This is a genomic window from Pseudoalteromonas sp. SCSIO 43210 (assembly GCF_054133285.1).
Window position 1 is genome coordinate 4,380,089 of the sequence record NZ_CP087225.1, and the last position, 25,731, is coordinate 4,405,819.

A 25,731-nucleotide genomic window follows, 5' to 3' on the forward strand; every position below is an offset into this window, starting at 1 on the left:
GCATAGCCTTGGAGAAAGGTTAATGACTCTATATTAATATAGAGTCATTTTGGAAGTTATTTTTCTATTGCTATATTATTTAAGCGAATGTCACTCAGTGATATGGACTGCTGAGCACTAACTTGTATTTTATCGTAAGGAGATGTTGGAAAAACAATCGAGGTCATAGAGCTAACTCCCTTATTTACAAACACTTCTATCGACGCTTTATCTACCCATATATCGACATCGTAAGATTTAAGCCCAGTCTGTAATGGCGCAGTTTGTAAAGAAGCAAAACCATCTTCAAAGTCTTTTAAACCTGATTGTCTGCGATCAAGTACAAGCTGTCCTTGAGCTGGATTTAGCTGTAACTTAGTGTACTCACCTGTTTCAGAGCTAAGCAAGATATCAATAACTTGTTCAGTATTTAATAAACTAAAGCTCACCTTAAATTGCCCAGGTTCAACAGTAAAAAACTCATCTAACTGATAGCTCTTTGCGCCAGTTAGGCTTGCCTTTTGTTGTGTCTTACTCAATAAACTATTTAGCTCTTTAATAGGTTGGGATGCCAAACGCACGCCTGTTGGCGTTTGCAATAACTTTAATTCTCTGGGAATAGTCATTGCGCTGCGCCATGCTTCTGTAGGTACTTGATTTGCATATTGCCAGTTACTCATCCACCCCATAAATAAGTGTCTACCGTCTTGAACATCAGAAAAAGTCACGCCAGCATAATTATCTGTGCCGTAGTCTAACCATATCGAAGGTTCATACTTTTCATTTGCTGCTTTATCCGAAAATACGATATCAGCAATTTTTATATGCCCCCAATCACCTCGTTCATTGTCTACCACTTTAATATAAGCTTGCTGACCTTTTAAATGACTCACGTTCCAAGAACGTTCAGTCATAGTACCTGTATTATTTCCGCTTGCGGTTTTAACTATCTCGTCATTAACTAACAGCTGTATTGCAGTACTATTGTGATGCTTTCCGCCTGCAATCTTGAAGTTAATGAAATCGTGATCGATCGCAAATGATTTTGAGGTTAACGTGCCAATTGCCTTATCCGAACCTTTAAAAGAACTAGCAATCGTATTTGACGGTTGAGCATTAACTATATGGAATGCTTCACCTGATACTTGCCAATTTTTTAAACCACTTTTGAAGTCAGAAAAATCAAGTCCATGGGGGAAAACTGCTGGCGTTGCTGTGAGCATTTTTTGATAATCGCTATCAAGTACAAATTTTTCACCGTCGAAATCGCCAACAAAGTATTGCGTACCAGAGCCGCCATTTGGAGCGCCAGGGTTTATACTCACTAATAAAACATATTTATATTCATCAGTGCCTTCAATACGCACGCGAATAAGATCTGGGCACTCCCATACACCGGCGTGACTGCCCCAATCAGCGCCAAAGTTACTTTCAAATTGCCATGTTTTCAAATCTTTTGAGCTGTAAAAGCCAATATGATCATCTTGAGCCAATACCATGATCCATTGCTGGGTACCCTCATGCCAATTTACTTTAGGATCACGAAAATCTCGGATCCCAGGGTTTTTCAATACCGGATTGTTCGCGTACTTTTTCCATGTACGACCCTTATCGATGCTATAAGCGATGCCTTGTGTTTGAAAATCAATTGCCCCCTGTGCAGCCTTTTTATCGTCATGATAGGTAAATATAGCCACTAATGGTGGATTTTCTTTACTGCCAAAACCGCTACTATTTTGCCAATCAACCACCGCACTGCCTGAGAAAATAGTACCGAGCTCATCAGGAGACAACTTAATTTCTTGGTGCTGCCAATCAACCATATCTTTACTAATCGCATGCCCCCAATGCATAGGTCCCCATACAGATGAATCAGGATTATGCTGGTAAAATAGATGATACTCACCTTGGTAATAAACCATACCGTTAGGATCATTCATCCAATGCTTTTTTGGAGTAAAATGAAAAGCAGGACGAAACGCCTCTTTACCAAGTTTATCTAAACCCTCATGGGTGGTCTTTTCAGTTTGGTTTGTCATACTACATGCTGCCAAAAATAATGAAATTAAAACTAAATTAACGGTTCGCATCTAATGCTCCATGTTTATTATTGGTATCTGATGAAATAGCTTCTAAAGAACGTCCTTTTGTTTCTGGCATGAACCACGCAACAAAAATCAACTGCCCTAACATCATTAAAGTAAAGAAAGTGAACACTTCAGTTGCACTAAAATGTTCTAAGAAAAATGGCATAAATAAAGTAATTGCAGCGGCAAAAAACCAATGCGTACCAGAGCCCAAAGACTGACCTTTAGAACGGACTTTGTTAGGAAATATTTCCGCAATGAAAACCCAAATAACGGTACCTTGACCAATGGCATGAGCGGCAATAAAAACAAAGACAAACGCAACAACCGTTAAGCCACCAGAATCTGTACCAAACGCCCACGCCACCATAGAAAGAGAAATAACGTAACCAATTGAGCCAATATACATCAGTGACCGTCGACCATACTTATCAATCAAAGATAAACCTAGCATGGTAAAACATAAGTTAACCACACCAATTCCAGCGCCTGAAAGTAATGATTGATTTACGTCCAGTCCTGCAAGTTCAAATACGCGCGGTGCATAATAAATAATAAAGTTAATGCCAGATAATTGATTAAATGCGGCAAATAAAAATGCAAATAAAGCCGCCTTATTGTAACTACCACCAAATAGCTTTGATTGACTGTTTTGTAACTTGTCGCGTTCTATGTCATTTAATACTTGGTCTGGGTTTTGTTCACCTAAAGTAACTAAGATTGAACGCGCTTTAGCTTTTTCGTTTTTCTTTTGCACTAACCAACGTGGGCTTTCAGGTGCCTTAATAATCATTAATAAATAGGCTAAGGCAGGTATTGCTTCCACACCTAACATTAAACGCCAATCAATTGCGGATGTACCAGCGATTAAAAAATTAGAAATAAACGCAACTAAAATACCAAATACAATTTGAAATTGATAAAGTGCGACCAGACGTCCTCGAAACTTAGCTGGAGCAATCTCAGAAATATAGGCAGGTACAACAATTGAAGAAATCCCCACTCCCACACCACCAATAAATCGCAATATTGCAAAGCTGTAAACTTCAGGAGCCATAGCAGAGCCAAGTGCTGAGATAAAAAATAACACCCCAACTAAAATCAATGTGGGTTTTCGACCCCACTTATCACACGGGTAATTACCTGTTAAGGCGCCAAGGAGTGTTCCCCATAAAGCCGAAGACATAATAAATAGGCCATGAAATAATGAACTCGTATTCCATAATGCTTGAATAGGTTTATCCGCACCGGATATAACTGCGGTATCAAAGCCAAATAAAAAACCAGCCACAGCAACAGTGACTGACCAGTAAATAATTTTTTTCATAATCACTCTTAAAGCTTAACAATTAAAAGGTGGGCCGAAACCCACCACTATTAATAACCTGGGTTTTGTGTGTACGACCCGCCACTTAAAATCATTTGCTGGTTTGGAATAGGTAAATACTCATGCTTACCTTTAGTAAAAACAGCGTCGACTAAGTAAGGTTTACGTACAGCCTCAATTGCTAAATACTTATCAATAGTTTCTTTAGCTATCCCCCAACGAACTAAGTCAAAAAAGCGATGCCCTTCAAGTCCTAATTCTAAGCGTCGCTCAAAACGCAGTGCCTCTATTGCTTGCTCTTTAGAATCAAAGCTTATATATGCGCCAATATTATAAATGCTGGCATTATGTAATTTATCGGTGCTTTGCTTAGCTCGTTCACGAATTCGGTTAATAATTGGCAATGCTTCGTCATACCTGTCTAACTCAATTAATGCTTCTGCTTTCCAAAGCAATACATCTGCGTAACGAATTAGCGGTGTATTTAATGAAAAAATAGGAAAAGGGCCATTCTCACCGCGGCAGCTACAGTCTGGGTGTTCAAGATCTTTCATTGCCGTAAAGTTGCCATATATGCCTGGAGCACGTGACCAACTATCACCGCCATGAATCAAGTTTTCGTCATACTTAAATGGCTTACCTTCCATTGCAACAGTATGATCTAGGCGAGGGTCAACTGAGTCAGTCGTCATGTCGTAGTTAAAATCGTTAAAGGAGTCAAATAACGGCAAGCCTTGTTGATCTGTTTTAAACGCATTAACAAAATTTTCTGTTGGAACGTGAAAACCACAACAACCAAAACCTCCAGCCATTGGTGCATTTAATGCACTAGGCCAACTACCACGACCATCTGGTGAACCGTCATTTAAAGAACGCTGAATAGCAAACACTGATTCTTTGCCATTCTCAGTTTCAAATAAAAAGTTATTTGCGTAATCATCAAACAAACCATATACATCGGCTTGTTCAATTTCATCAATGAGATTTACTACTTTTACAAGTTTATCTTTATTAATATTAATAACTTGATGTAATTCATTTTGCTCATAAGCCTGATAGAGCAATGTTTTAGCTAAATATGCCTTGGCTGATAACGCTGAAGCTCGCCCTACATCATCTTGGGTTTGTGGTAAGTTGCCTGCGGCAAACTCAAAGTCTGCTGCAATCTTATCCCATAGCTCCTGATCGCTTAGCTCACGATTAGTTGCTGTAAGTATCTGATCTTGAGTCATCGTTTCATCAATCCACGGAATATGCTTATGATGAATTTTTAAGTCAAAGTAAAAAACACTGCGAATAAATCGCAGTTCAGATTGTTTTTCAGCGCTGTTTTCAATTGCATCGGGCGCATTTGCGATGACTGCTAATGCTGAGTTTGCTCTTGAGATCCCCGTGTAATTACGTGTCCATTTTTTATTATTCAAATCAATCAAATCTGGCGGGAAAGACTCCATATCAGGCACTATTGGCTGATATAAAGACAAAGCATGATAAGCAAATATATCACCGGGTCCATTACCACCTTTATGGGCATCTCCTGCGCGTAAGTTCCCTGTCGGCCATAAAAAATTAGGCGCGGTATAATGATCGTTACCTAGATATGAGTAAGCAGCAATAATCAACGCATCTACATTTTCACTATTAGAAACTTGTTCTTCGGTCAATACTCCCGAAGGTGCAACATCAAGATCAGACCCACCACAAGAAGCTAAAGAAAGAACAAATGTAGTTGCTGCAAATAGAGTTTTTATTTTTTTCATAATATGTGCTCGTATCGTTGTCGTTTTAATAAATCAAAAAGAAAGGTTCACGCCTAACGTGATACGTTTTGGAATTGGAAAGTTACTGTTTGGCGTCTCTGGATCCTGACTTAGCGTCCCGGATGGAGTAATGGTCAATAAGTTGCTTCCCTGCAAATAAATTCGCGCAGAACTAATACCGTATTGACTTAGCCACTGTTCATCAGGTGTATAACCGATAGATAAGTTACGGAGCTTTAGGTAGCTACCATCTTCCCAAAATAAGCTTGATTGACGGCCTTCGCCATTGTTATCAATTAAAGTTAATGCAGGTACATTGGTGTCAGTATTGTTAACTGACCATGCATCAAGAACTCGGTCGCCGTAGTTAGAGCCTATATTTAATGATGTGAAGTCAGTAAATCCACGCCAGCTATTACGTATTTCACCTCCCTCAACACCTTGCCAGAACATATTTAAATCCCAATTTTTGTATTTGAAATTCATGTTCAATCCATACATAAAGTCAGGATCAGTATCGGTGAAAAAGCTTTGATCGTTTTCATCAATCACGCCATTGCCGTCTAAATCTTTCCAGCGGACTCGACCTAAACCAGCCCCTGATTGCGCTGCGTGAGTATCTATTTCACCTTGATTTTGGAATAAACCATCGGCGACATAACCATAAATAGAGTTAATAGAATGACCAACAATCGTTTTATCATTGCCATTACCGCCGAATGAATTAACAACATCTTCTGGAAGTGATACAACTTTATTTTTAGCTGAAGAAATATTAAAACTAATATCGACATCAATATCACCATCTAAGCTATCAAAAGTAAGATAGTCGGCATATCCAATGAGAAACTCAAAACCAGAGTTTTCAATTGTGCCACCATTAACCCATTGCTGAGCGCCTTCGCCTAATGTTGCAAGTGGATTGGTTAAAGTTAAAATATCCTCTGTCGTTTTTTCAAACCAATCGATACTGCCGTATATGGTTTCGTAACGCATGCCAAAATCAAGACCAATGTTTGTTTGCGTTGATGTTTCCCATTTTAGGTCATCATTCCCCGTCTGTGCTTTTACAAACCCAGAAGGTAGCGTGCCGCCATTAGCCCCGCCTATATCATAAGCCGTTCCTTCATCTTGCTGATCAGTGAATAAGGATTGCGTTGCATAACGACTTAAATAGGTTGTGTACGTTGCATCTGTAGGGATTTCTTGATTACCTGTTTTGCCCCAACTAGCACGAAGCTTTAGAGTAGATAAAAACTCAATATCGTAGAATGATTCGTTACTAATCACCCAACCTGCAGAAATAGCGGGGAAATTACCATAGTTATTATTACTACCAAAACGAGACGAACCGTCACGACGTATTGTCAGACCTGCTAAATATCGATCATCATAGTTATAGTCCATACGCGCAAAATAAGAATTAAGAGACCATTTATCACCATCCCCCTCCACACGAACATCACCAGTTGCTTGTGATAAATGAGCGTAATCGCGATCATCAGAAGCAAAACCAGAACCAAAACCAATAGACCCTTCATACTCGTAATCTATTTGTTCAGTACCAAGCAAAAACGTGAAATGGTTTGCATCTAAATCAAGCTTATACTCTGCGGTATTAGTCCAACTGAAACTGCTATTCCAATTTTCTGTCACTGACAGCTGATCACCATAGTTTAGTGAGCCAGCTTGAAAAGCACGGGTATAATTCCTGAAATAGTATTGTCCGTAATCTAAGCCGATAGAGCTTTTTAACGTTAAGCCCTCTATTGCTTCATATTCAACAAAAATATTCCCCATTAATTTATTGAATCTACTGACATTATCTCGATTCATTTCAATTAATCGAACTGGATTATCACGGTCAGTTACACCAGGAACCGGTCCTCCCCAGTCTCCATTTTCGTTATATACAGGAACGATAGATTGTTGCTCTATAGCCAAATTTAGAATATTACCGGCCAGATCATTAACCAAGTTTGACTCTTGGTTTGTCACTATAAAGTTCTCACCAATCTTAAGTTTATTTGTTAACTGATAATCCGAGTTAACGCGAAAACTAATTCGCTCAAATTCTGAGCCATCAACAATACCTTCTGAGCCGTAATATCCAAGTGAACTATATATCGAAGCTTTGTCTGAACCTCCTGAAACTGAAAAATTAAGATCCGTTACTTTTGCAGATCGCGTAACTTCATCAAACCAGTTTGTATCTGCAGGACGCTGCACCTGTGCAGCATCTGTGAACTCAGGTAAAACAACGTTGTTTAATTGAGGGTTATTAAAATCATTATTCCAATCATAAGTATAAAGAGAACTTGCTGCATTTGGATCTGACCTATCATTTACTGCAGCTTGCCAGACTGCTTGTGATCTTTGCTGTGTATTTAATGGATTTAACTCATAATTAAAATCATCATATGACTGATTAAAAGAAAAATTGAAGTCGAGCCCTTCATTCCCTTTTTTTGTTGTAATAACAATGACACCATTACCAGAGCGAGCACCAAAAATACTTGCAGCTGCCGCATCCCTTAGTACCTGTATATCTGCAATATCGTGGCTATTTAGTTCATGCATGCCCGATTTAGTGGGTACACCATCAACAACATAAAGGGGATCGTTGTTACCTAAAGGTCCCAAACCTTGCCCCCGAATACGCACCGTTGCTGAAGAATCGGGTGAGCCACTCGTCGTAATTTGCAAACCAGGTACACGCCCTTGCAAATTTTTCATGATATTACCAGACGGCAAGTCAACGACATCTTCAAGGCTAACAGTGCTCACCGCACCTGTTAAATCTTTCTTTTTGACACTACCATAACCATATGAAACTTCTATTATTTCAATACCATCACTAGATATAGCTTTTTCTGGCAGCTGTTCAGCGGCAACAACACTGAATGGTAACGTGCAGCCTAGTAGAATTGTATTAACACTAACTGCAAGTTTGTTTTTTCGAAATATGAGCATTGTGTGTGTCCTCATTTTAATTATTAATGTTGATTTCATCATACAAATTAACAACGTTGTCTTTTTATCGTGTGAATATATTTTCTGCACTCAAATTTTATGGTTACGCTTGGGCATAGAAAATAAACAACGTTGTCTTTTTAACATTTAAAAAACATCTAATCAATATAAATTAAAAATTATTAACGACAGCATTAATGCTTTTGAATGTTAACCTGGGATGGATAAATAATAATCAAGGTGTTATGAATTTATTGCGAAGTCAATTACCCACCTTAAAGATAACGACTATCCTAATGTAGGCAATTATTTTAAATTATGGTTTCAGCGACAAGACATCTGTGTAGGAAGCTTATCGCGTTGTTATTTTTAAACCATTGCCGCCTTTACATACACATCAAAACGGTTCTTTTTGGTTTTAATTTGCATACTTGGGGTTTTGTCATTTAAAAATGGGGCGTAATCGGGACGTTTTACTACTACGCGCTTACTGGCGAGTGGGTAGGCGAATTCGAGTAAATCGTCAGCGTCGGTATCTGCACCAACAAGCTCTTGAAATACACGCATTTCTTTTTTTACTAATGCTGATTTTTCGCGATGCGGGAACATAGGATCTAAATAAACCACATCGGGCATGCTTTCACATTGCGATAGTAGAGTGTGGCTTGAACCAAATATAAGGCTCATGCTTTGCTTCATCCATGCGCCAATTTCAATGTCGTTATAAGCACGTTGCAAACCATCATACAATAACGCGGCGACTACGGGGTGGCGCTCATGTAATATAACGTTGCATCCAAGTGACGCAAGTACAAAACCATCACGCCCTAAGCCGGCAGTTGCATCAAGCACTACGGGCGTTGCGCCTTTATTTAAGCCAACCGCTTTGGCAATTGCTTGGCCTTTACCACCACCAAACTTGCGCCTATGCGCCGCTGCGCCGGTTACAAAATCAACGTTGATCGCGCCTAATTTGGGTTCATCCGTTTTATATAAACTCAGGCCGCTATCGTCGTAATTCAGCCGAAAACCATTGTTTTTCTCTGCCCATTGAGCCAAACCAAAACGCGTTTCTAACTCATTTAAATAAGGGCGACACTCTTTAAAAGCACACTGAATAACCACTCTACACTCCGACGATAAAATACCTATTTAGTATATCAATCAGTACAGGTTAAAGCACTAAAATAGCTCTATATCGTTATTTTCAGTGGTATTTTGTAAGACAACTTCACTATCGTTACTACGCAAGCTAGCGAGTAGCCCATTACGAGTTTCACTAATTTGCTTAAGCTGACATTTAATAAATGCTAGATCGCTATTAGCAGAAGTAAACAACTGCGTAGTTTTATCTAGCTTGGTAAAGTAAGGCGTTAAGTCACAAATATTATCACTCTCTTTTTGCACTTTAATTGCACTATCAAGCTCACTTAATTGCTCTATAAGCTGTTTAGCAATACTGTTTTTTGCCTGGCTCTGAGAATCTAATTGCTTCACTATGTCTTCAAGCACGATGCCTATTTGCGTGGCCTGTTCGTAGCTATTTTCATTATTTTGTATAGTGATCACTTTTTCATTGGTGATCTCCAATATGTGTGGAAACAAATCTTTGTAATGCCCAAATTTAGCGCTATCGTCAACGGGCATGTTTTTTATCAGTAATGATATTTTAGGGTAATTAATAATTGTGCTGGAGCTAATATCGACAAACCGCTGTGCATGCCTATGTTGTTCTAATAACTCTTGTTCTAATGGGCACACTGCACTTTGCTGAGAATAAAATATGCCTCTACTTTCATACCAAAAAACAACAACAACATCTAAATCTAAATGTGTAAAAAATGCTAAAAAATATTCGCTTAATGATGAGAAATTATTAGCATGATAACTTTGCCCAACGTAGCGTATTATTCGGCCCATATCACCTGATTCAGTCATGGCCATTTCGGCTGTTTTATTTGCGTGAGCTACATCATATTTTAACTTTATGCCTTGCTGTCGATATTCGTAAAGCACTTTTATACGCGCCATTAATTCTTCTGCGTTAAAAGGCTTAGCTATATAGTCAGATGCACCAGCACTGTAACCTTTAACACGATCAGCCAACTCAATGTTGGATGATAAAAACATAACGGGAATATCTTTGGTTAGCTCATTTTTTTTAATCGTTTGGCAAACTTCAAAGCCTGATTTACCCGGCATTTCTATATCGAGCAAAATAATGTCGGGGTTATATTTATTAGCGAGCCTTAAACCTTCATCCCCATCTTTTGCATGAATGATTTTACAAAACCCTGCTAAAGACTCCTCTATTATATGGTGAACCAACTTATCGTCATCAATTGCCAATATTAGCTTTGCCATGCCCGAGTCCATTTTATTAGGTATGTTAAGAGCATAGCTCGGTAGACTGAATTTACTAAAAATTTTAGTGAATAAGTTAAGGCGTATTGATCTTTGTGGATTGAAATTTGTCCCTATAAAGAACCCAAAGGGCAGCGCATGTTTGGCATTTATGCTGCGTTATCGCCTATTTATGGGGAATAACCACACTACATAGGCTCTGCCTTGCCTAAATACCAAACAGTCTGCTGCAAATTCACCCACCAAAGATCAACACGCCCTAAAATTTAGATAATAAAAAAGCGCCATTAGGCGCTTTAATTTGGTTTGTGCTAAATATTAGCTTTTTTAAGCTGCAATACCGCTGTGGCGTAGTAACGCGTCAACATTAGGCTCACGACCACGGAACTTTTTAAATAATTCCATTGGCTCCTCACTGCCGCCTTTTTCTAAAATATTTTGCATGAAAGCTTGCCCGGTTTGCGGGTTAAAAATACCTTCTTCTTCAAATTTAGAATAAGCATCAGCAGATAGAACTTCAGCCCATTTATATGAGTAATAACCAGCGCTGTAACCGCCTGCAAAAATGTGGCTAAAGCCATGCTGAAAACGGTTAAACTCAGGTGGATTAACGACCGAGGTACGGCTACGCACATCGTTTAGTACGGCTTGAATTTGACACTCTTCACCCGCTTTATAATCATTGTGGATTTTAAAGTCGAATAACGAGAACTCAATTTGACGTAGCATTTGCATGCCTGAGTTATAGTTTTTAGCCGCTAGTAGCTTATCAAGTAGCTCTTTAGGTAACGGCTCGCCCGTTTCATAATGACCTGAAATAAAGCTCAATGCTTCTTCTTCATAACACCAGTTTTCTAAAAACTGGCTAGGAAGCTCTACCGCATCCCACGCTACACCATTAATACCCGCAACAGGGGCAGCATCAACTTGTGTAAGCATGTGGTGAATACCATGACCAAACTCGTGGAATAAGGTTGTCACTTCGTCATGAGTAAACAATGCAGGTTTATCGCCAACCGCTTTATTAAAGTTACACACTAAATAAGCCACTGGAGTTTGTAGTTCGCCGTTAGCACGTACTTTACGACCCATACAGTCGTCCATCCACGCCCCACCGCGTTTACGGTCGCGTGCATATAAATCGAGATAAAAACGTCCACGTAAGGTATTGCTGCTATCTACAATTTCAAAAAAGCGTACATCTTTGTGATAAGTATCAAAATCAGTAACTTCTTTTACATTGATACCAAATAAGCGGTTAACGGTTTCGAATAAGCCACTTAATACTTTATTTGCTGGGAAGTAAGGACGTAGTACTTCATCTGAAATAGCGTATTTTTCTTGCTTAAGTTTTTCGCTGTAGTAACCAAAATCCCATGCCTGTAATTCAGAAATACCATGTTTTTGCTCAGCATAGGCTTTTAACTCTGCCACTTCTTGCTCTGCTTGTGGTTTTGATTTAGCCGCTAGGTCTTCTAAAAACGAGAATACTTGCGCCGGTGTTTCGGCCATTTTAGTTGCCAGTGACTTTTCAGCGTAGCTGTTAAATCCTAGTAACTGTGCAAGTTCATGGCGAAGCGCAAGCTCCTCACTCATAATCTCTGAGTTATCAAATTCACCGGCATTAGGGCCTTGATCTGATGCGCGCGTAGAAAACGCGGTGTAAGTTTCTCTGCGTAATTCGCGGTTATCTGCATAAGTCATAATTGGTAAATACGACGGAAAATCAAGGGTAAATACCCAACCGTCTAACTCTTTACTTTTTGCAGTATCAGCTGCAAGCGCTAAAGCAGATTCTGGCAAGCCAGCTAAGTCGCTTTCATCAGTAATATGTTTGTGCCAAGCAAGTGTGGCATCCATTACGTTGTTGCCAAATTTTGAGGCAAGTTCTGATAAACGCGCGCTAATTTCGCCGTAGCGTTTTTGCTGCTTCGGTGCTAATGCAATACCCGATAATTTAAAATCACGAAGCGCATTAGTAATTGTTTTTTGCTGTGCTGTAGTCAGCGTTTTAAATTCGTCGCTGTTATAAAGCGTATTATACGCGTTGTATAAACCTTGATGCTGACCTACAAATGTTGAATATTCAGATATTAACGGTAAGCATTGCTCGTAAGCTTCACGTAATTCGTCATTATTCATTACTGAATTTAAATGCGATACAGGGGAGAACATGCGCGATAATTTGTCGTCGGCTTCTTCAAGGGGTAATACTAAGTCATCCCACGTGTACAAACCTTTCGCTAACACGTCATCAATGGCTTTACGACAAAGCTCAATACCGTCTTTTAGTGCTGGTACTACGTACTCAGGCTTTATTTTTGAAAATGGTGGTAAGCCTTCAAGGCCAATTAGTGGGTTGCTCATAAATACTCTCTTTGCGTTAATGCATTACGTTTTAAATTGGGTCTAAAAGTAAAAAAACAACTCAACTGCTTTTAAGTTGTGTAATTTTAATAAGGTTGCTCTAAAGCAAAGCACAAATAACCCATTAATGAGTCGGCCACTTTATAACGCTCTAGGGCGTGTTGAACTTTGTGGATTGAAATTTGTTCAATCTAGGGGCGATTAAATCACGGCGCGAGGTTTGTAACCTAGTGGGCTAAGTAAAAACCGAGCAACAAAGAGTTAATCGTCCCTATAAAGAACCCAAAGGGCAGCGCATGTTTGGTATTTATGCTGCGTTATCGCCTATTTATGGGGAATAACCACACTATATAGGCTCTGCCTTGCCTAAAAACCAAACACACTGCTGCAAATTCACCCACCAAAGATCAACACGCCCTACTACCGTATCAACTAGGTTATTACTGCATATTTGCTTTTGAGTAAGTGGGCTAATGGCTATAAAGTCTTTTCGTTTGAGCTCATCTATTAAGGGATGCTCTTTTTCAAAACCTCTTGGTGGGCGTTTTAGCGACTCTCCTGACATTTCAAATATAGATTTAAATTGCTCATCATAAATTGCTTTTTTATAGCTATTTGGGTTTTCATCTATGCAGGTTCTAATTGCGTTAAGCGCCTTTGATTCTGGTCGCCAAATACCAGCACCTATAAAACATTCGTCATTTGCTAAGTGAAAGTAAAAACCTGGGGCGTGTACGTCTTTTCCCATAAAATGGCGAAATTGAATTCCTACATTAATTTTATATGGGGCTTTATCTTTACTAAAACGCGCGTCTTTATGGATTCTCATTAAACTACCGCCGACTTTTTTATCTGATGCGACAAAATGGCTAGAAACCTCAGCAAGTGGTGCTTGCATTTGCCTAATGAAATCTAAAGCGGGCTCTCTTACGTATTCCTCATACTGTGATTTATGGTCGTTAAACCAGTCTCTATTATTGTTTTGATCAAGCTGAGCAAGAAATTCGAATGTTTTTTTACTAAACATAGGTCACCTAAACACTCTTTATTTTTAAAACTTAATGTTATGCTAATGCGCATAAAACTCAACGCCTAAGGACATAAAATGACACAACACTTTGATTATATTGCAATCGGTGGTGGCAGTGGTGGTATTGCCTCTGCAAATAGAGCGGCAATGCGTGGCGCTAAAGTAGCACTTATAGAAGCAAAACACATGGGCGGCACATGTGTAAACGTGGGTTGCGTACCTAAAAAAGTAATGTGGCACGGTGCTCAGGTTGCTGAAGCAATTAATTTATATGCCCCAGATTACGGCTTTAATGTTGAAGTTAAAGGCTTTGATTGGAGCAAGTTAGTAGAAAGCCGTGAAGCCTACATAGGCCGAATTCATAAAGGTTACGACAGTGGCCTTGCAAGCAATGGCGTTACTGTAATTAAAGGCTTTGCTAAATTTGTAGATAATAAAACAGTTGAAGTAAACGGCGAGCACTACACAGCCGACCATATATTAATTGCAGTAGGTGGTCGCCCAAGCATTCCGCATATTGAAGGCGCTGAGCACGGTATCGATTCAAATGGCTTTTTTGAACTAAAAGAGCAACCTAAGCGCGTTGCCGTTATTGGCGCAGGCTACATAGCCGTCGAACTTGCTGGTGTATTACACGGTTTAGGTACTGAAACACATTTATTTGTTCGTAAACATTCTCCACTTCGTAACTTTGACCCATACATAGTTGAAACACTTGTTGATGTTATGGCTGCTGAAGGCCCTACTCTTCATACAGAATCTGTACCTCATAAATTAGTTAAAGAAAATGATGGCTCTGTAACGCTACATTTAGATAACGGCAAAACTCATAACGTTGACCAAGTAATTTGGGCAATTGGCCGCCAGCCAACAACAGACGCAATTAATGTAGCTGCTGCCAGCGTAGAAGTTAACAGCGATGGTTTTGTTAAAGTTGATGAGTTTCAAAATACCACAGCTAAAAATGTTTATGCTGTTGGTGATATTATCGAAAACGGTATTGAACTTACGCCTGTAGCAGTTAAAGCAGGGCGTACTTTATCAGAACGCTTATTTAATAAAGAACTACCTGATGATTTAAAAATGGATTACAGTCTAGTTCCTACTGTTGTATTTAGTCACCCACCAATTGGTACTATTGGCCTTACTGAACAAGAAGCTATTTCTCAGTATGGCGAAGAAAACGTTAAGATTTACCAATCTGGCTTTACGGCTATGTACACAGCGGTAACTAAACATCGCCAGCCTTGTAAAATGAAGCTTGTATGTGCCGGCCCAGACGAAAAAGTAGTTGGCCTACATGGTATTGGTTTTGCGGTTGATGAAATGATTCAAGGTTTTGCCGTTGCCATGAAAATGGGTGCAACTAAAGCTGATTTTGATGCTGTTGTGGCTATTCACCCGACTGGCTCAGAAGAGTTTGTAACCATGAGAGGTTAGTGTAAAAAAGATACACATAAACGTTTTCAATATCTGAAAACGTTAAACTCCCCGCATTAATCACTTTATCAATGAGGGGAGTGATCAACTAACTTTAGACAGTAAATTAATTTTTCCATCCGTAGCAGTAAGGCGAGCCGCCTATTGTGACTATGTAGCCCTCCAAGCTTTAATCTATACAGTAACAACCTATATCTTTCTCTATTTCTGAGTTATTTCGATAAACGGCTGTAGGTAACCATTCTACTTTTAAACTTCTTGATAAACGCCCTACCCTTATTATCGCCTTACGGTCTTATGTTTTGTTGAATTGGATAACAGTATGGGAACTTACTGCCAGCTTTGTTACTTCTTTCGGTTACGCTTGTTTCTACCTCCTATCAAAGCTTCTTTTATAACCATAATTAGTGCCATCACTACCGGCGATATCATTCCTACCACGGCAGTAAACGCTTGAAGCTCAAGAAAATATCCAGCAAGGCAAGTTACTAAGACTAACACTACCGTAGTGGGCATCGCCCATCGTCCTATTAACATAATGACAATATCTTGAGGCATAGTACGATTGGTAGATTGATCTATATTTGTTTGCTCAAGCTCGGGGTTAGATTTGGTTTTTGCATCGCAGTCCGATGAACTCTCAAAATTTTTTTTCATCAAAATTACTCCTCTGATTGATAAATTTTTTGGGGAAGGAGGGGGAGGCAAAAGCCTCCTTAGTCAGTCGCTGCAATAGTCGTTATTAACAGGAGAAGGAAGGAGAGTATGGAAGAGGGTTATGTCTTTAAATAGGGCTACTTAATGAAGCCAAACTTGAGGACTAAAAAAGTGTTGTTCCGGTGAATATTCGAGTTGAGAATATAGGTGTGTTTGATTGGCATAAATATCAAAATAAAGAGTATATAAACGAAGCCATATAGTGAGCCTAGGCTGATCAGTTTGATTAATTTGTTGCAGCGTGTACGAACACATTACGCCACTAATAGGGAGTGAAAAACACTGCTGAAATTGCACTAATAATTCGTCAACATAGCCTTTAACTGATGCTTTAAATAATAAATTAGCAATACTTTGTTGCTGGATATTTTCTCCCTGCAACTGCAGCCATATTTCTTCACAGTAATGATGTTTAAATAGTTGGTATAGCTCAGATGAGGAGAAGCCAATGTCCTTCATGGTTTGCCAGCAGGTGAGATCCTCAATATTGACACTATAAATGTTTGCTGCTTCACGCTTTAAAGCAAAGACTTTTTCAAATGCCTGCACATAATTTGCCATTATCACTTCCTTTGTTAGAACTTCTAGGAATAACGTGCGGGCATTAGAAATGTGAATTAAATTCGACTCAAACTAGTCCTTTTTTCAATAAAAATAAGTGAAATAAAATCATCAAGGATTGATGCTAGCTCTGAATGATTCCTTAAATGCCCGTGCCACAAAGTCTTAGACTCGCCATTCGCTAGAAAATGACTGTATCCTTCATCGTCAAAATATAAGTGTTGTATCTGACTATTTAACTGTGCTGTTTTATAACGACAAGCAATATGATTGCTGCCTGGTTGTGTGAAAAATACCATTTGACTATCACCGGAGGCTATTGTGTCGTCACTTTGTAAATTACAATTAAATTTAAATGTGACTTCATAAATAAAATCAACAACAGTGTTGCCACTCTCTAACTGAGCTGTTTCCGTTATAACTTCACTCGCGTAACCATGACTGGCCAACTCTATTTTTATATCACTTAACTGCGCTAACACTGTGTGTGAAAACAGCTCGTCAAAGTAACGCTTGCGATCGTATTCGCTAAGTAGGCGAGTGCTATCGGCTTTCGCTTTAGCAGCGTCATAAAGTGTTGATTTATGCTGATGTGTAAGAATCAACTCATGCGTGTTGGTTTCGCTATAGGTATGCATAAAAATCCTCTGTAACTTGTTTGTTAAAAACCATACTTCCATTCAATATGAAGTAACGCTTGACCTAACCAAGGCAATGTCACCATGCCAAGCCCCCAAGGCAACTTTGACATTAGAACGTCTTGCGGCATAGTCACTACGCGAATATGACAACCTGATTCTGTTTGCTCAACCGTCCCCTCTCGTGTAATAAACATCTTAGAAAACTCAATCGTTGGCATTCTTTTTAACACTTCCCAACGATTCACAAGCGCATGTAACATATGATCAATTGCCATAATTGTCTGTTCATTCAACTCAATGGGTTCCTCTATTTGGGTATCTAATGGCAGTCCCAGCAACGCATTAACGGTTAAACTAACTTCAATAAGTGGATCAATATTAGCGATATAACAAAGCACGGCATGCGCCTGCATTTGCGTGTCATCGTTTTTAAACTCCCCTTCATCCATCAGCTCAAGCCTGGTAAACAAAGTAGGTAAAAAAGGCCATAGAATAACCAAACCCACATCAAATGTGACAGGCTCATTTTGCTGTTCATTCATTTGTTGTAATTGCGCTAGCTGCGTTTTAACTTGTGAAATAGCACTTTGAACAACCCCTTTTTCGCCCTCTGAAGACGTGGTTCTGGCAAGCTTTGTTAAAAGTCTTTTACTTTGTTTAATTGCCTGTTTGAGATCAGAATTTTGCAGTGTTGATTGAACATCAGCTCGTTTTTCTATATGAGCTAATAAGTTTTGCGTTTCATCAACGCGTTCAACCGCCATTAATGCGTTAAGTAGCGTTTCAGAGGGGGTTACTACTTGGTTTTTCTCTCCTTGAGGCAAAGTTACGAGCGTCTGTGCTATCAATGCTTCTTTTGCGTCATGTTTAACTAATATTGATGAATGAGTACCTATGGTTTCCTCTGGATATGAACTCACTTTATTAAGCTTATTATTCTGTGCTGATAACGCTGAACCATGGTGTACTTCATCGTCTTTAATTGTCTCTATATCCAGCTCGACATGTGAGCTTTGAGTTTGTTTTATACCCCCCTTACTTTGACGTGTATTATTATTTTCAAACGCTATTTTTTGCATATTGAGCTTAGGTACTTGCGCTGAGTTTTTATCGAGTGTCACTTGTGTTTTATCGACATTAACTTGATGTTCATCGCTATACTCAAACGTTTCTGAAGGTTTATGACTTATGTTCATATCGCTACTCATGTTTAACAATACGCTGTCATTGTTATCTTCATGCGTAAGTACATCTGGTAGAAAATTATTACGTAGTTTGTCATCGTCTTTAGTGGCATTTAAGGTAGCTTTAGTGAAAGACACTTGCTCGTCTTCAACCAAGGTTGATACCGCTCCATGTGTAATATGCGTATCAACTTTATGCTTTTGTAAATTACATTGCACCGCTAGAGGTTTTTCATCCACCTCATATTCTTGGGTTATGTTATGAGTAACGCTGTCAGCTCGTCGCTCATTTTTTTGTGGCTGAAAAACCGTAACTTGTTCATCATTGAAATTTGCTATGCGTGATGTATAAAGTTCCTCAATATTAAAAGGCTGCAGCCATACACTATTCATTTCTGTTAGATGTTTTGTTGCATGACTAATCAAAGGTGTGAACCAAGCATCCAAACCAACCTCGGCACGCGCTATGAGCGGTAACTTTTGAAGTAGCTCTTTTTCAATCAAACCTAACGACTGAACGTGCTGTGTAATTATTTTTTGCAGCTGCTTGCACTGCTCATCTTGCTTTATTTCACCAAAAAGTAATGAACTTAGTTCATTAGCAAGCCATACTTGCTGATTTAAAACAAAACGATAAACACGCTGTAATGATGGCTGATAGCAAAACTGTAATTTATACCCAAATTTAGCCATGTGGGTGACTCTAGCGTAACATTGCCAAGTAATAGAGCCACGGTTATTCATTGCAGTTTGCCCAGATGTTAAAGCATGTTGTTGCTCAAAACTTTGAACCATGTTTACTAAATTGCGGTTAAGTTTTTGATAAAGTTTATCTAAACACTCATGCATAGCTTTTTCACTCTGCGCACCATCAAATAACAATCCGGTTAAGTTAGCTTGAGTAGTTGATTCATCTGAAAGAGCGCGTTGACACTCTACCTGTAACTTTTCAACGATCCGATTAAATGCATGACCACTTTCTGTACTGTGTAATTGCAACCATAAGTTCGAGTTTTTTTGAATAGGTAAGCTTTTCAATAGTTCAATAACACAAGGTAGTACTATGTGATCATAGGCATCTAGGGACATCGTTTGTTGATACTGCACCAACCAAATTTTAATCTGTTTGAGCACAGTCGATAGTTCATTATGGTTAACTTGTATAGCGAACTCATCTAATTGCTTCTTCGTCGCTATTTGCTGATATTGCTTACTCCATCTATTTACGTCATCAAACCAGCATTGTATTTCTTGTTCAGGTATACGCTTTTTTACTTGCCATTTAATCGGTCTCTCTAAGAGTAGAGCTGGCACATCAGGCAACCGACTCAACAAGCTATAGAGCCTCAACACTCCCAATTTTTGGTTATTTACGTGGCAACTAAATAGTCCTTCAGAACCTAGCTTGTCTGTTAGTTTTACTATTTTATCTACTGTATGCTCCGGTGTTTCTCTCTTTCGAAAAGTATCGCCGACCGCTTGAGTTATTTGGGTTAATTTGGAAGCTAAAGTTACGCTTAGTCGTGTTTGATTGGCGCGAATAACCTGCAGTGCGAACCAAGCTTTTAGCCTTTGCTTTGGTAAAGCATGTGAATCAGCAAGGATCTGTAATAATGTTAATACCTGTTTTAAAGTTTGTTGTTGCTTTACCCCTAAAGCATTGACTTTTTTGGCTATATTTAGTTTCCTACTGTCATTGTTAACCAACTCTGTGTGCTCAACCAGCTCAATTGCTAGATCACTTTGCTTCGCAGCACTAGTCACAATACGCTGTAAATCACTCAGTAATTTTTTATTACACTGCGCTTTATTTAATACACACCACATGCTGAGCATTTGCCTATATTTAGGTGTATTAAGTACAGCAGTAGTTTGTAGTAATAATCGCTCGCTAAAAGCGCTATGGGCAACAAATAATTCATGTAGTGAGAGCAACAAAATGCACTGTTGTTCGCGTTCAGTATGCTCAGTGATACTCGTCGTAAATTCTAATAAGCGAATAAAACGATCACATTGCGCCATACTTAAGCAAGCCAACAATTTGCTAACTCTTTGCTGTTCTTGCGCATTATAAAGTGGCGCCACCAGCAACAGGAGTACCGTTTTATCTTGTTTGAATAACTGTACAAACCTTTGCCTAAGTTGCGGCCAATTTGGCTCTGCTTGGAGTTGTTGAAGCGGGTTAGAGATGGTTTTAATTGCTTCACTAATTTGCCTTTTTAACTCAAGTCTAAGCGTCGTCTTGGCCATTATTCCCTGTGGATTTTGTTTACTTAATTTTGTAAGTAAACTAAGTAAAACCCTATTAAGACGAGTTGCACCTTGGCTATTTATCACCGCGAACTGAGCAGAGTTCTGTTTACGGTATTGTTTTAATGGCCTTGCTATGCTGTCGCTCAGCAGCGGATAAACATAATGTTTAAACGCTGCAAATGGGTCTAGCATTACAAATTGCCAATCAATTTCAGCCAAATCAATAACCAAATCGGGTAACTTAATCGTATCAAGCTGTAAGTCTGATTCATCTAATTCAGGCCAGTCCATTTGTGATAGACCTTGCATGATCCACTCTGAAAATTGACTTTGAACATCATCCAAGGTTATGTCTGATGCACGCAAAGCTGATTGAGGGGCCTGTATATCAGCCCTAAACTGTTTGATGGTTAGTTTCATAATTAAAAGTGATCATTGCGCCAAGGTTGAGTACCACACATCACTGGGCCATCTAAATATAATGCATGCCACCAGTAATCTTGATGTGTATGGTCATCGTGACTAATGTCTCCTCCTGCACTATAAATATGATGCCCAACACTCGCCTCCGCACGGTTACTTCGCCAATAACCCTGTGCCATCAGGTTTTGACATTTATATGCGCCACCACCGTATAGCACCGCGGTGTTAGCACGTGCAACTACTTGACAATCATCGCAATACGCAACACCTGCGCCATATTCAGAGTGACATGACGACACATCTAAAGTTGACTCTCGCACACCATACACACCGCCACCTTGGCGTGTTGCTGAACAGTGTTTAATATTGCTAGCTTCGACACCACTGACGTCAGCTTCACCGTAAATAGCCCCACCATCACCATTAACATGGTGATTTTCGATGACACAATTAAGTTTTGTGCTTTGCACATAACGTAAATGAAATGCGCCTCCATTACCTTCATACAAGCCACCATTAAGTAATGAACCATCGAAGGTAAAACCACGCATTTCAACACTTTTGATCAGCGCGTCACTTTGACCATGAATTAAAAAGCGACACCCTGCATGTTCTTTTACAATGCGCGTTTCTCGTTCATTAAAACCTATAATACTAACGTTTGAACCTATGCGTACTTGTTGTTTCAATTTGTAAACTCGGTTCATTTGTGGATGACTGGTGTGTGGCAGTAGTAAAAGAGTCACATTGCAGAGCAACTCTCGGCTCATCACTTCATCAAACTCTTGCTGATTTTGTATCAACAGTACTTTGTTACTTTTAGCCCACGACCAACAATGTGCATCTATATACGCTTTTACGGCAGCCTGTGTTGCCAGAGCTTCATCTGAAGCCATATCACCACCAAGATCAACATCAGCTGATATACAGTCAATCATTTGGGTTTCACCCAATTGGAGTGTTGATGAATTAAGTGACCCATTAACAGTGCAATCACTTTGTATGATGGCACCATCAGCAAAGCTTAAGCTATTATCCACCAGCAATGCATTGCGAACACGTACATCCCCTTCAATATCTAATTTATGGCTTGGTGTTTGCGTGCCGATACCAACATTACCTTCTGATGTTATGTGTAGGGCATCGTGGCCATTAGCTTGAATCATTAATGGAGCAGCATCTTTGCCCGACTCAACATTGATAAGATGCTCACCCTCAGTGCCAAATACCGACATAGAGGGCCCCGTTATACGGCTTCCCATTTGCAAAGTACTAAGTAAATTAACTTGACCATGCACTGTTACTGCATTATTGAACGTGGCTGCTGGTGTAACAGACACCTGTGAACCAACCTCTAATCCTTCAATGTTTATACCGCCTTGGAACGTTGCTTGCTTAGCAACTGTAAGGGTATCTCGCAATGACGTGTGATTTTGGACCGAAAGCTCATCATTGAGCCTTACCGAACCTTGGAATGTACTTTCACTTTTCACTTCAACATGGCGATTAAATGTTGAGATACCATCCACTAACAACGTATCTTTGAGATGAACATCATCACTAACAGTTAAGTCCGATCGCAGCTCAACATCGCCAAATATTTTTGCTCCATCCAAGCACTCTAATCGACCAGAGCCGTGCAACGTTCCTTTAAGCTCAACATCACCTCTAAATACTGCATTGCCGTTAACATCCAATGCTTGTGTTGGTGAGTCGGTTTGTACACCAAGCTTACCGCCTTCAATCACAACGGGTTTTGCACCTTGATGGTAAACAGCAAAAGCTTTTGCAAAATGATTTTGGTCAATAGCCACTTGTGCTATACCCGCAGGCATACCTGCTGATTCGTCATCAATAACGCTACTAAAAGGTAAACCAAAGCGCGCTTCTCCTGCGAGTTCGCTATTACCGTACACATTAATGTTACTTCTAAAGCTGGCATACTCATCAACATGTAAACTTTCATCGACCTCTAAGCGCCCTTTGATCCCAACGTCTTTTCTAAACTGACTATCTTCAGCAACATCGAGCGCATAATCGGGTCGCTCAACACCCACACCTAATCGACCGTCGTTAAATACTAAACCCGCCTGGCCTCCCTGCCTTTCAATATAAAGCCCTTGCTTTCCTTGCTCTTGAATATGTAACCGTGCGTTTGCCGGTTTATCTGATAGATTTAAGTCACCCTCTATCTCTACATCAGTATCAAATTGCGCTCCGCCTTCAACAAGTAACGCATTACCGCTTTCAGTGGGCGATATTTTCATACCATCCATAACACTCACATGGCCATTCACTGTAAGTGTATTATCGACGGTCGTTGGACCATTAGCATTGAAGTTATCAGAAAAGGTCACATCACCATCTGTTACCGTTAAGCCATTATGAAAATCAACGGCATCTGTCACAGATAAAGTGCCAGCTAGGTGGCTAGAACCTTGCACAGCTAAGGCATCTTTTTGTTGCTGCGCGCTATTATTCGTTACGCTAAGTGATAAACCATCATCAACTTGAGCCGTGCCATTAACACACAGCTTGTTTTTTAGTTTAGTGTCGCCTTGAACTTCAAGCGCAACCTCTTCACCTGAGTTCGCCTCCCCCATGATCTGCACTTGACCAGTCACACAAGCTTGGCCAGTTAGTGCAAAATTCACATCAGATACTGGTAATGGCTGGTTAATAGCAAGTTGACCGGCAGCCATATAAGTTGCAAAACCTTCAGTGGCATGTTCCACTTTTATTGCCGCTTGTTCACTCAATTGGGTGATATGCACTTGCGAGTTGGCAGTTCTTAATAATGGATTACCAGCAACACCCACCGTTAATTGACCATGAACCTCTGTATTACCAAAAATACCAGCACCGCCATGCACACTAAGTTGTGTGGAAAAATTACTGTTCCCCACAACCACATTCATATCGTTGACGCTAAAAATGGCTTCGTCATTATTGTTCAATACATTAATATCACTGGCAAAATCTACAGAGTGCGCAAACAGCGCATCAGCTCCTACGTGCAAGGACTTCATTGGGTTAGATTCAAAAAGACCTAATTTATCCATCTTACTGGTGATAATAGGCGTCACTGCTTGGCCGTTAAAATGACTGATCTCAACGCCTGAAGGGTTACTTGGACTACTCAATACAGCAAGCTTTGCGTCGCACTCCCAGTTTAGTTGATCATTGTTTGAAGCAATATTAAGCTGATTATAAATCTGCGCTTGTTCAATATCAGCGTGAGTGTTCACCGTTAAACTATCAGTCGTTGTACTGCCAGCAATTAACTGGCCATTTATTGTTGCTGTATCACTATCAAGGTGCTGATTTACTGTTACGCTTTCGCCAGTGACATGTCCCTCAACGCTTAAAGCATCTTTGATTTTAGTTGCTTGGTACACCGTAATTTTTGATTCATCTAGCAATGGGGCATCTGTGACTTTGACAAACTGTGCTGCGTTCGTCGCTATATTTAATAATGACTCTCCGGTGTTACCATTCACATCTAACTTAGCCGTAGCGTTAACTTTGCCCAATGCAAGCTTACCTGATACCGCTAAGCTTCCAGCGTCAATCGGTAATTCATTCACACCCACTGACATTGATTCAGAGACACTAACATTACCTTCAAAGTGACTTTTATCTAGCCCGTTAAGCTTCACATAATGCGCATTTCGTATATCACCAAAAAGCGCATCACTGGCCACATGAAAATCGGCAGCAACATCCGTCGTGCCCACACCAACCTTACCTTCAGAATTAATAAAAAATGGCGTGGTATCGTTGTTATAGTCATCTACTCGCAGCAAGGCATCCATATCACTACTACGTTTTGATATGTGCAGTTTAGCTTGCGTACTTTGCGCATCAATCCCCACACCTAATGTGTCACTTACTTCTAGATGCCTGGTAAATATCGCATTTTCACCTTCAAGCTTGTCGCTAAGTATTGTTTTACCTGTAACCACTAATGTATTGGCACTGGCATTTGCAAGTGTCGATGATACTGACACCACCAAATCTGACGCATCAATTGTATCCGTCACATTAAGTGATTGAGCTGTAACAGATTTTGTGATCTTTGCATCACCAGATATCGTGACTTTAGGTGCTGTATTTTCATCAAGCTCGGCACGTAAGATTTCTGTACTGGCATTGTTAACCAGCAATGCATCAGTATTAAGTTGAACCGTATTCACCTGAGCAGTCGCATTGAGCATACTTGCTTGTACAGTGCCCGAAACTTGCAGCTTTTTATCGTCTTTTGAAAGCGACAATACACCGTCAAACATTTCCATGCTGTCACTATCGAGATTTAGCGTTTGCGTCTCACCTTGTGTCATGCTCAATTCGTTAGCACTTAATTTCAACTTTTCATTGGTTTGTGTATCAGATGTGATAGTCAGAGGTGCAGACACTTCTAATTCACTTTTATCATCTACTTTAACCACTTGAATAGGATCATCTACTTGATTGAAACTAGAGCGGATCAACGCCTCAAAATCATTGCCTGAGGGCGTTTTTAGATCATCAAACTTCTCAATAAGTGAATCGCGGTTTTCCTTTTCAATTACTGTTGTTGCATGCGCAGGTAACGTCGCATTTTGATCATTAAGTGTAGTCATTAT

At 39.7% G+C, this 25,731-nt stretch carries 14 protein-coding genes; 1 reads left to right on the top strand and 13 read right to left on the bottom strand.

Annotated elements, in window-relative coordinates; translation table 11 throughout:
- Positions 1-56: 56 nt before the first annotated feature.
- From LOS73_RS19075 to LOS73_RS19110, 8 genes are all read right to left on the bottom strand, one after another.
- A complete protein-coding gene (locus LOS73_RS19075; protein ID WP_457934145.1) occupies positions 57-2,069 on the bottom strand; it encodes a glycoside hydrolase family 32 protein in 2,013 nt (670 codons plus the stop codon).
- Complete coding sequence (locus tag LOS73_RS19080) at positions 2,056-3,393, bottom strand: sugar porter family MFS transporter (protein WP_457934146.1); 1,338 nt, start codon at positions 3,391-3,393, stop codon at positions 2,056-2,058. Before LOS73_RS19080 ends, LOS73_RS19075 begins: the two co-directional genes overlap by 14 nt.
- A 50-nt stretch (positions 3,394-3,443) precedes the next feature.
- Positions 3,444-5,153, bottom strand: coding sequence for a RagB/SusD family nutrient uptake outer membrane protein (locus LOS73_RS19085; RefSeq protein ID WP_457934147.1), 1,710 nt, complete (start codon positions 5,151-5,153; stop codon positions 3,444-3,446).
- Between the two features lie 33 nt (positions 5,154-5,186).
- On the bottom strand, positions 5,187-8,126 hold the full coding sequence (locus LOS73_RS19090; protein ID WP_457934148.1) for a SusC/RagA family TonB-linked outer membrane protein: 2,940 nt from the start codon (positions 8,124-8,126) through the stop codon (positions 5,187-5,189).
- A gap of 369 nt (positions 8,127-8,495) precedes the next feature.
- Positions 8,496-9,251, bottom strand: a complete 756-nt coding sequence (locus LOS73_RS19095) for a class I SAM-dependent methyltransferase (protein ID WP_007377683.1) — start codon at positions 9,249-9,251, stop codon at positions 8,496-8,498.
- A gap of 57 nt (positions 9,252-9,308) precedes the next feature.
- Complete coding sequence (locus LOS73_RS19100) at positions 9,309-10,490, bottom strand: response regulator transcription factor (RefSeq protein ID WP_457934149.1); 1,182 nt, start codon at positions 10,488-10,490, stop codon at positions 9,309-9,311.
- 327 nt (positions 10,491-10,817) lie between these two features.
- Entirely contained in the window at positions 10,818-12,857 is a 2,040-nt protein-coding gene (gene prlC / locus LOS73_RS19105; protein WP_457934150.1) for an oligopeptidase A, read from the bottom strand.
- 346 nt (positions 12,858-13,203) lie between these two features.
- A complete protein-coding gene (locus tag LOS73_RS19110) occupies positions 13,204-13,884 on the bottom strand; it encodes a DUF2461 domain-containing protein (RefSeq protein WP_007377686.1) in 681 nt (226 codons plus the stop codon).
- A gap of 78 nt (positions 13,885-13,962) precedes the next feature.
- On the opposite strand from LOS73_RS19110, the gene gorA reads away from it, so the two are divergent.
- The gene (gorA, locus tag LOS73_RS19115) at positions 13,963-15,327 is read left to right on the top strand and encodes a glutathione-disulfide reductase (RefSeq protein ID WP_457934151.1); all 1,365 of its coding nucleotides are present in this window, start codon (positions 13,963-13,965) and stop codon (positions 15,325-15,327) included.
- A gap of 345 nt (positions 15,328-15,672) precedes the next feature.
- On the opposite strand, the gene LOS73_RS19120 is transcribed toward gorA, so the two are convergent.
- The 5 genes from LOS73_RS19120 to LOS73_RS19140 all read right to left on the bottom strand — a co-directional run bounded on the left by LOS73_RS19120 (position 15,673) and on the right by LOS73_RS19140 (position 25,728).
- Positions 15,673-15,984 (bottom strand): hypothetical protein, encoded by a 312-nt coding sequence (locus LOS73_RS19120; RefSeq protein WP_033015760.1) that lies wholly within the window; start codon positions 15,982-15,984, stop codon positions 15,673-15,675.
- Positions 15,985-16,125: 141 nt separating this feature from the next.
- The gene (locus LOS73_RS19125) at positions 16,126-16,605 is read right to left on the bottom strand and encodes a hypothetical protein (RefSeq protein ID WP_007377688.1); all 480 of its coding nucleotides are present in this window, start codon (positions 16,603-16,605) and stop codon (positions 16,126-16,128) included.
- Positions 16,606-16,661: 56 nt separating this feature from the next.
- Positions 16,662-17,243: a hypothetical protein gene (locus LOS73_RS19130; protein ID WP_457934152.1), complete on the bottom strand. Its 582-nt coding sequence runs from the start codon at positions 17,241-17,243 to the stop codon at positions 16,662-16,664.
- Positions 17,244-17,266: 23 nt separating this feature from the next.
- Complete coding sequence (locus LOS73_RS19135; RefSeq protein ID WP_457934153.1) at positions 17,267-21,103, bottom strand: contractile injection system tape measure protein; 3,837 nt, start codon at positions 21,101-21,103, stop codon at positions 17,267-17,269.
- 2 nt (positions 21,104-21,105) lie between these two features.
- Entirely contained in the window at positions 21,106-25,728 is a 4,623-nt protein-coding gene (locus tag LOS73_RS19140; protein ID WP_033028855.1) for a hypothetical protein, read from the bottom strand.
- Positions 25,729-25,731 lie beyond the last annotated feature (3 nt).

What these genes read in the sequence shown, in the direction of transcription:
- LOS73_RS19075 (WP_457934145.1), bottom strand. Translation starts at nt 2,069, where the DNA reads ATGCGAACCGTTAATTTAGTTTTAATTTCATTATTTTTGGCAGCATGT.
- LOS73_RS19080 (WP_457934146.1), bottom strand. Translation starts at nt 3,393, where the DNA reads ATGAAAAAAATTATTTACTGGTCAGTCACTGTTGCTGTGGCTGGTTTT.
- LOS73_RS19085 (WP_457934147.1), bottom strand. Translation starts at nt 5,153, where the DNA reads ATGAAAAAAATAAAAACTCTATTTGCAGCAACTACATTTGTTCTTTCT.
- LOS73_RS19090 (WP_457934148.1), bottom strand. Translation starts at nt 8,126, where the DNA reads ATGCTCATATTTCGAAAAAACAAACTTGCAGTTAGTGTTAATACAATT.
- LOS73_RS19100 (WP_457934149.1), bottom strand. Translation starts at nt 10,490, where the DNA reads ATGGCAAAGCTAATATTGGCAATTGATGACGATAAGTTGGTTCACCAT.
- prlC (WP_457934150.1), bottom strand. Translation starts at nt 12,857, where the DNA reads ATGAGCAACCCACTAATTGGCCTTGAAGGCTTACCACCATTTTCAAAA.
- LOS73_RS19110 (WP_007377686.1), bottom strand. Translation starts at nt 13,884, where the DNA reads ATGTTTAGTAAAAAAACATTCGAATTTCTTGCTCAGCTTGATCAAAAC.
- gorA (WP_457934151.1), top strand. Translation starts at nt 13,963, where the DNA reads ATGACACAACACTTTGATTATATTGCAATCGGTGGTGGCAGTGGTGGT.
- LOS73_RS19120 (WP_033015760.1), bottom strand. Translation starts at nt 15,984, where the DNA reads ATGAAAAAAAATTTTGAGAGTTCATCGGACTGCGATGCAAAAACCAAA.
- LOS73_RS19125 (WP_007377688.1), bottom strand. Translation starts at nt 16,605, where the DNA reads ATGGCAAATTATGTGCAGGCATTTGAAAAAGTCTTTGCTTTAAAGCGT.
- LOS73_RS19130 (WP_457934152.1), bottom strand. Translation starts at nt 17,243, where the DNA reads ATGCATACCTATAGCGAAACCAACACGCATGAGTTGATTCTTACACAT.
- LOS73_RS19135 (WP_457934153.1), bottom strand. Translation starts at nt 21,103, where the DNA reads ATGAAACTAACCATCAAACAGTTTAGGGCTGATATACAGGCCCCTCAA.
- LOS73_RS19140 (WP_033028855.1), bottom strand. Translation starts at nt 25,728, where the DNA reads ATGACTACACTTAATGATCAAAATGCGACGTTACCTGCGCATGCAACA.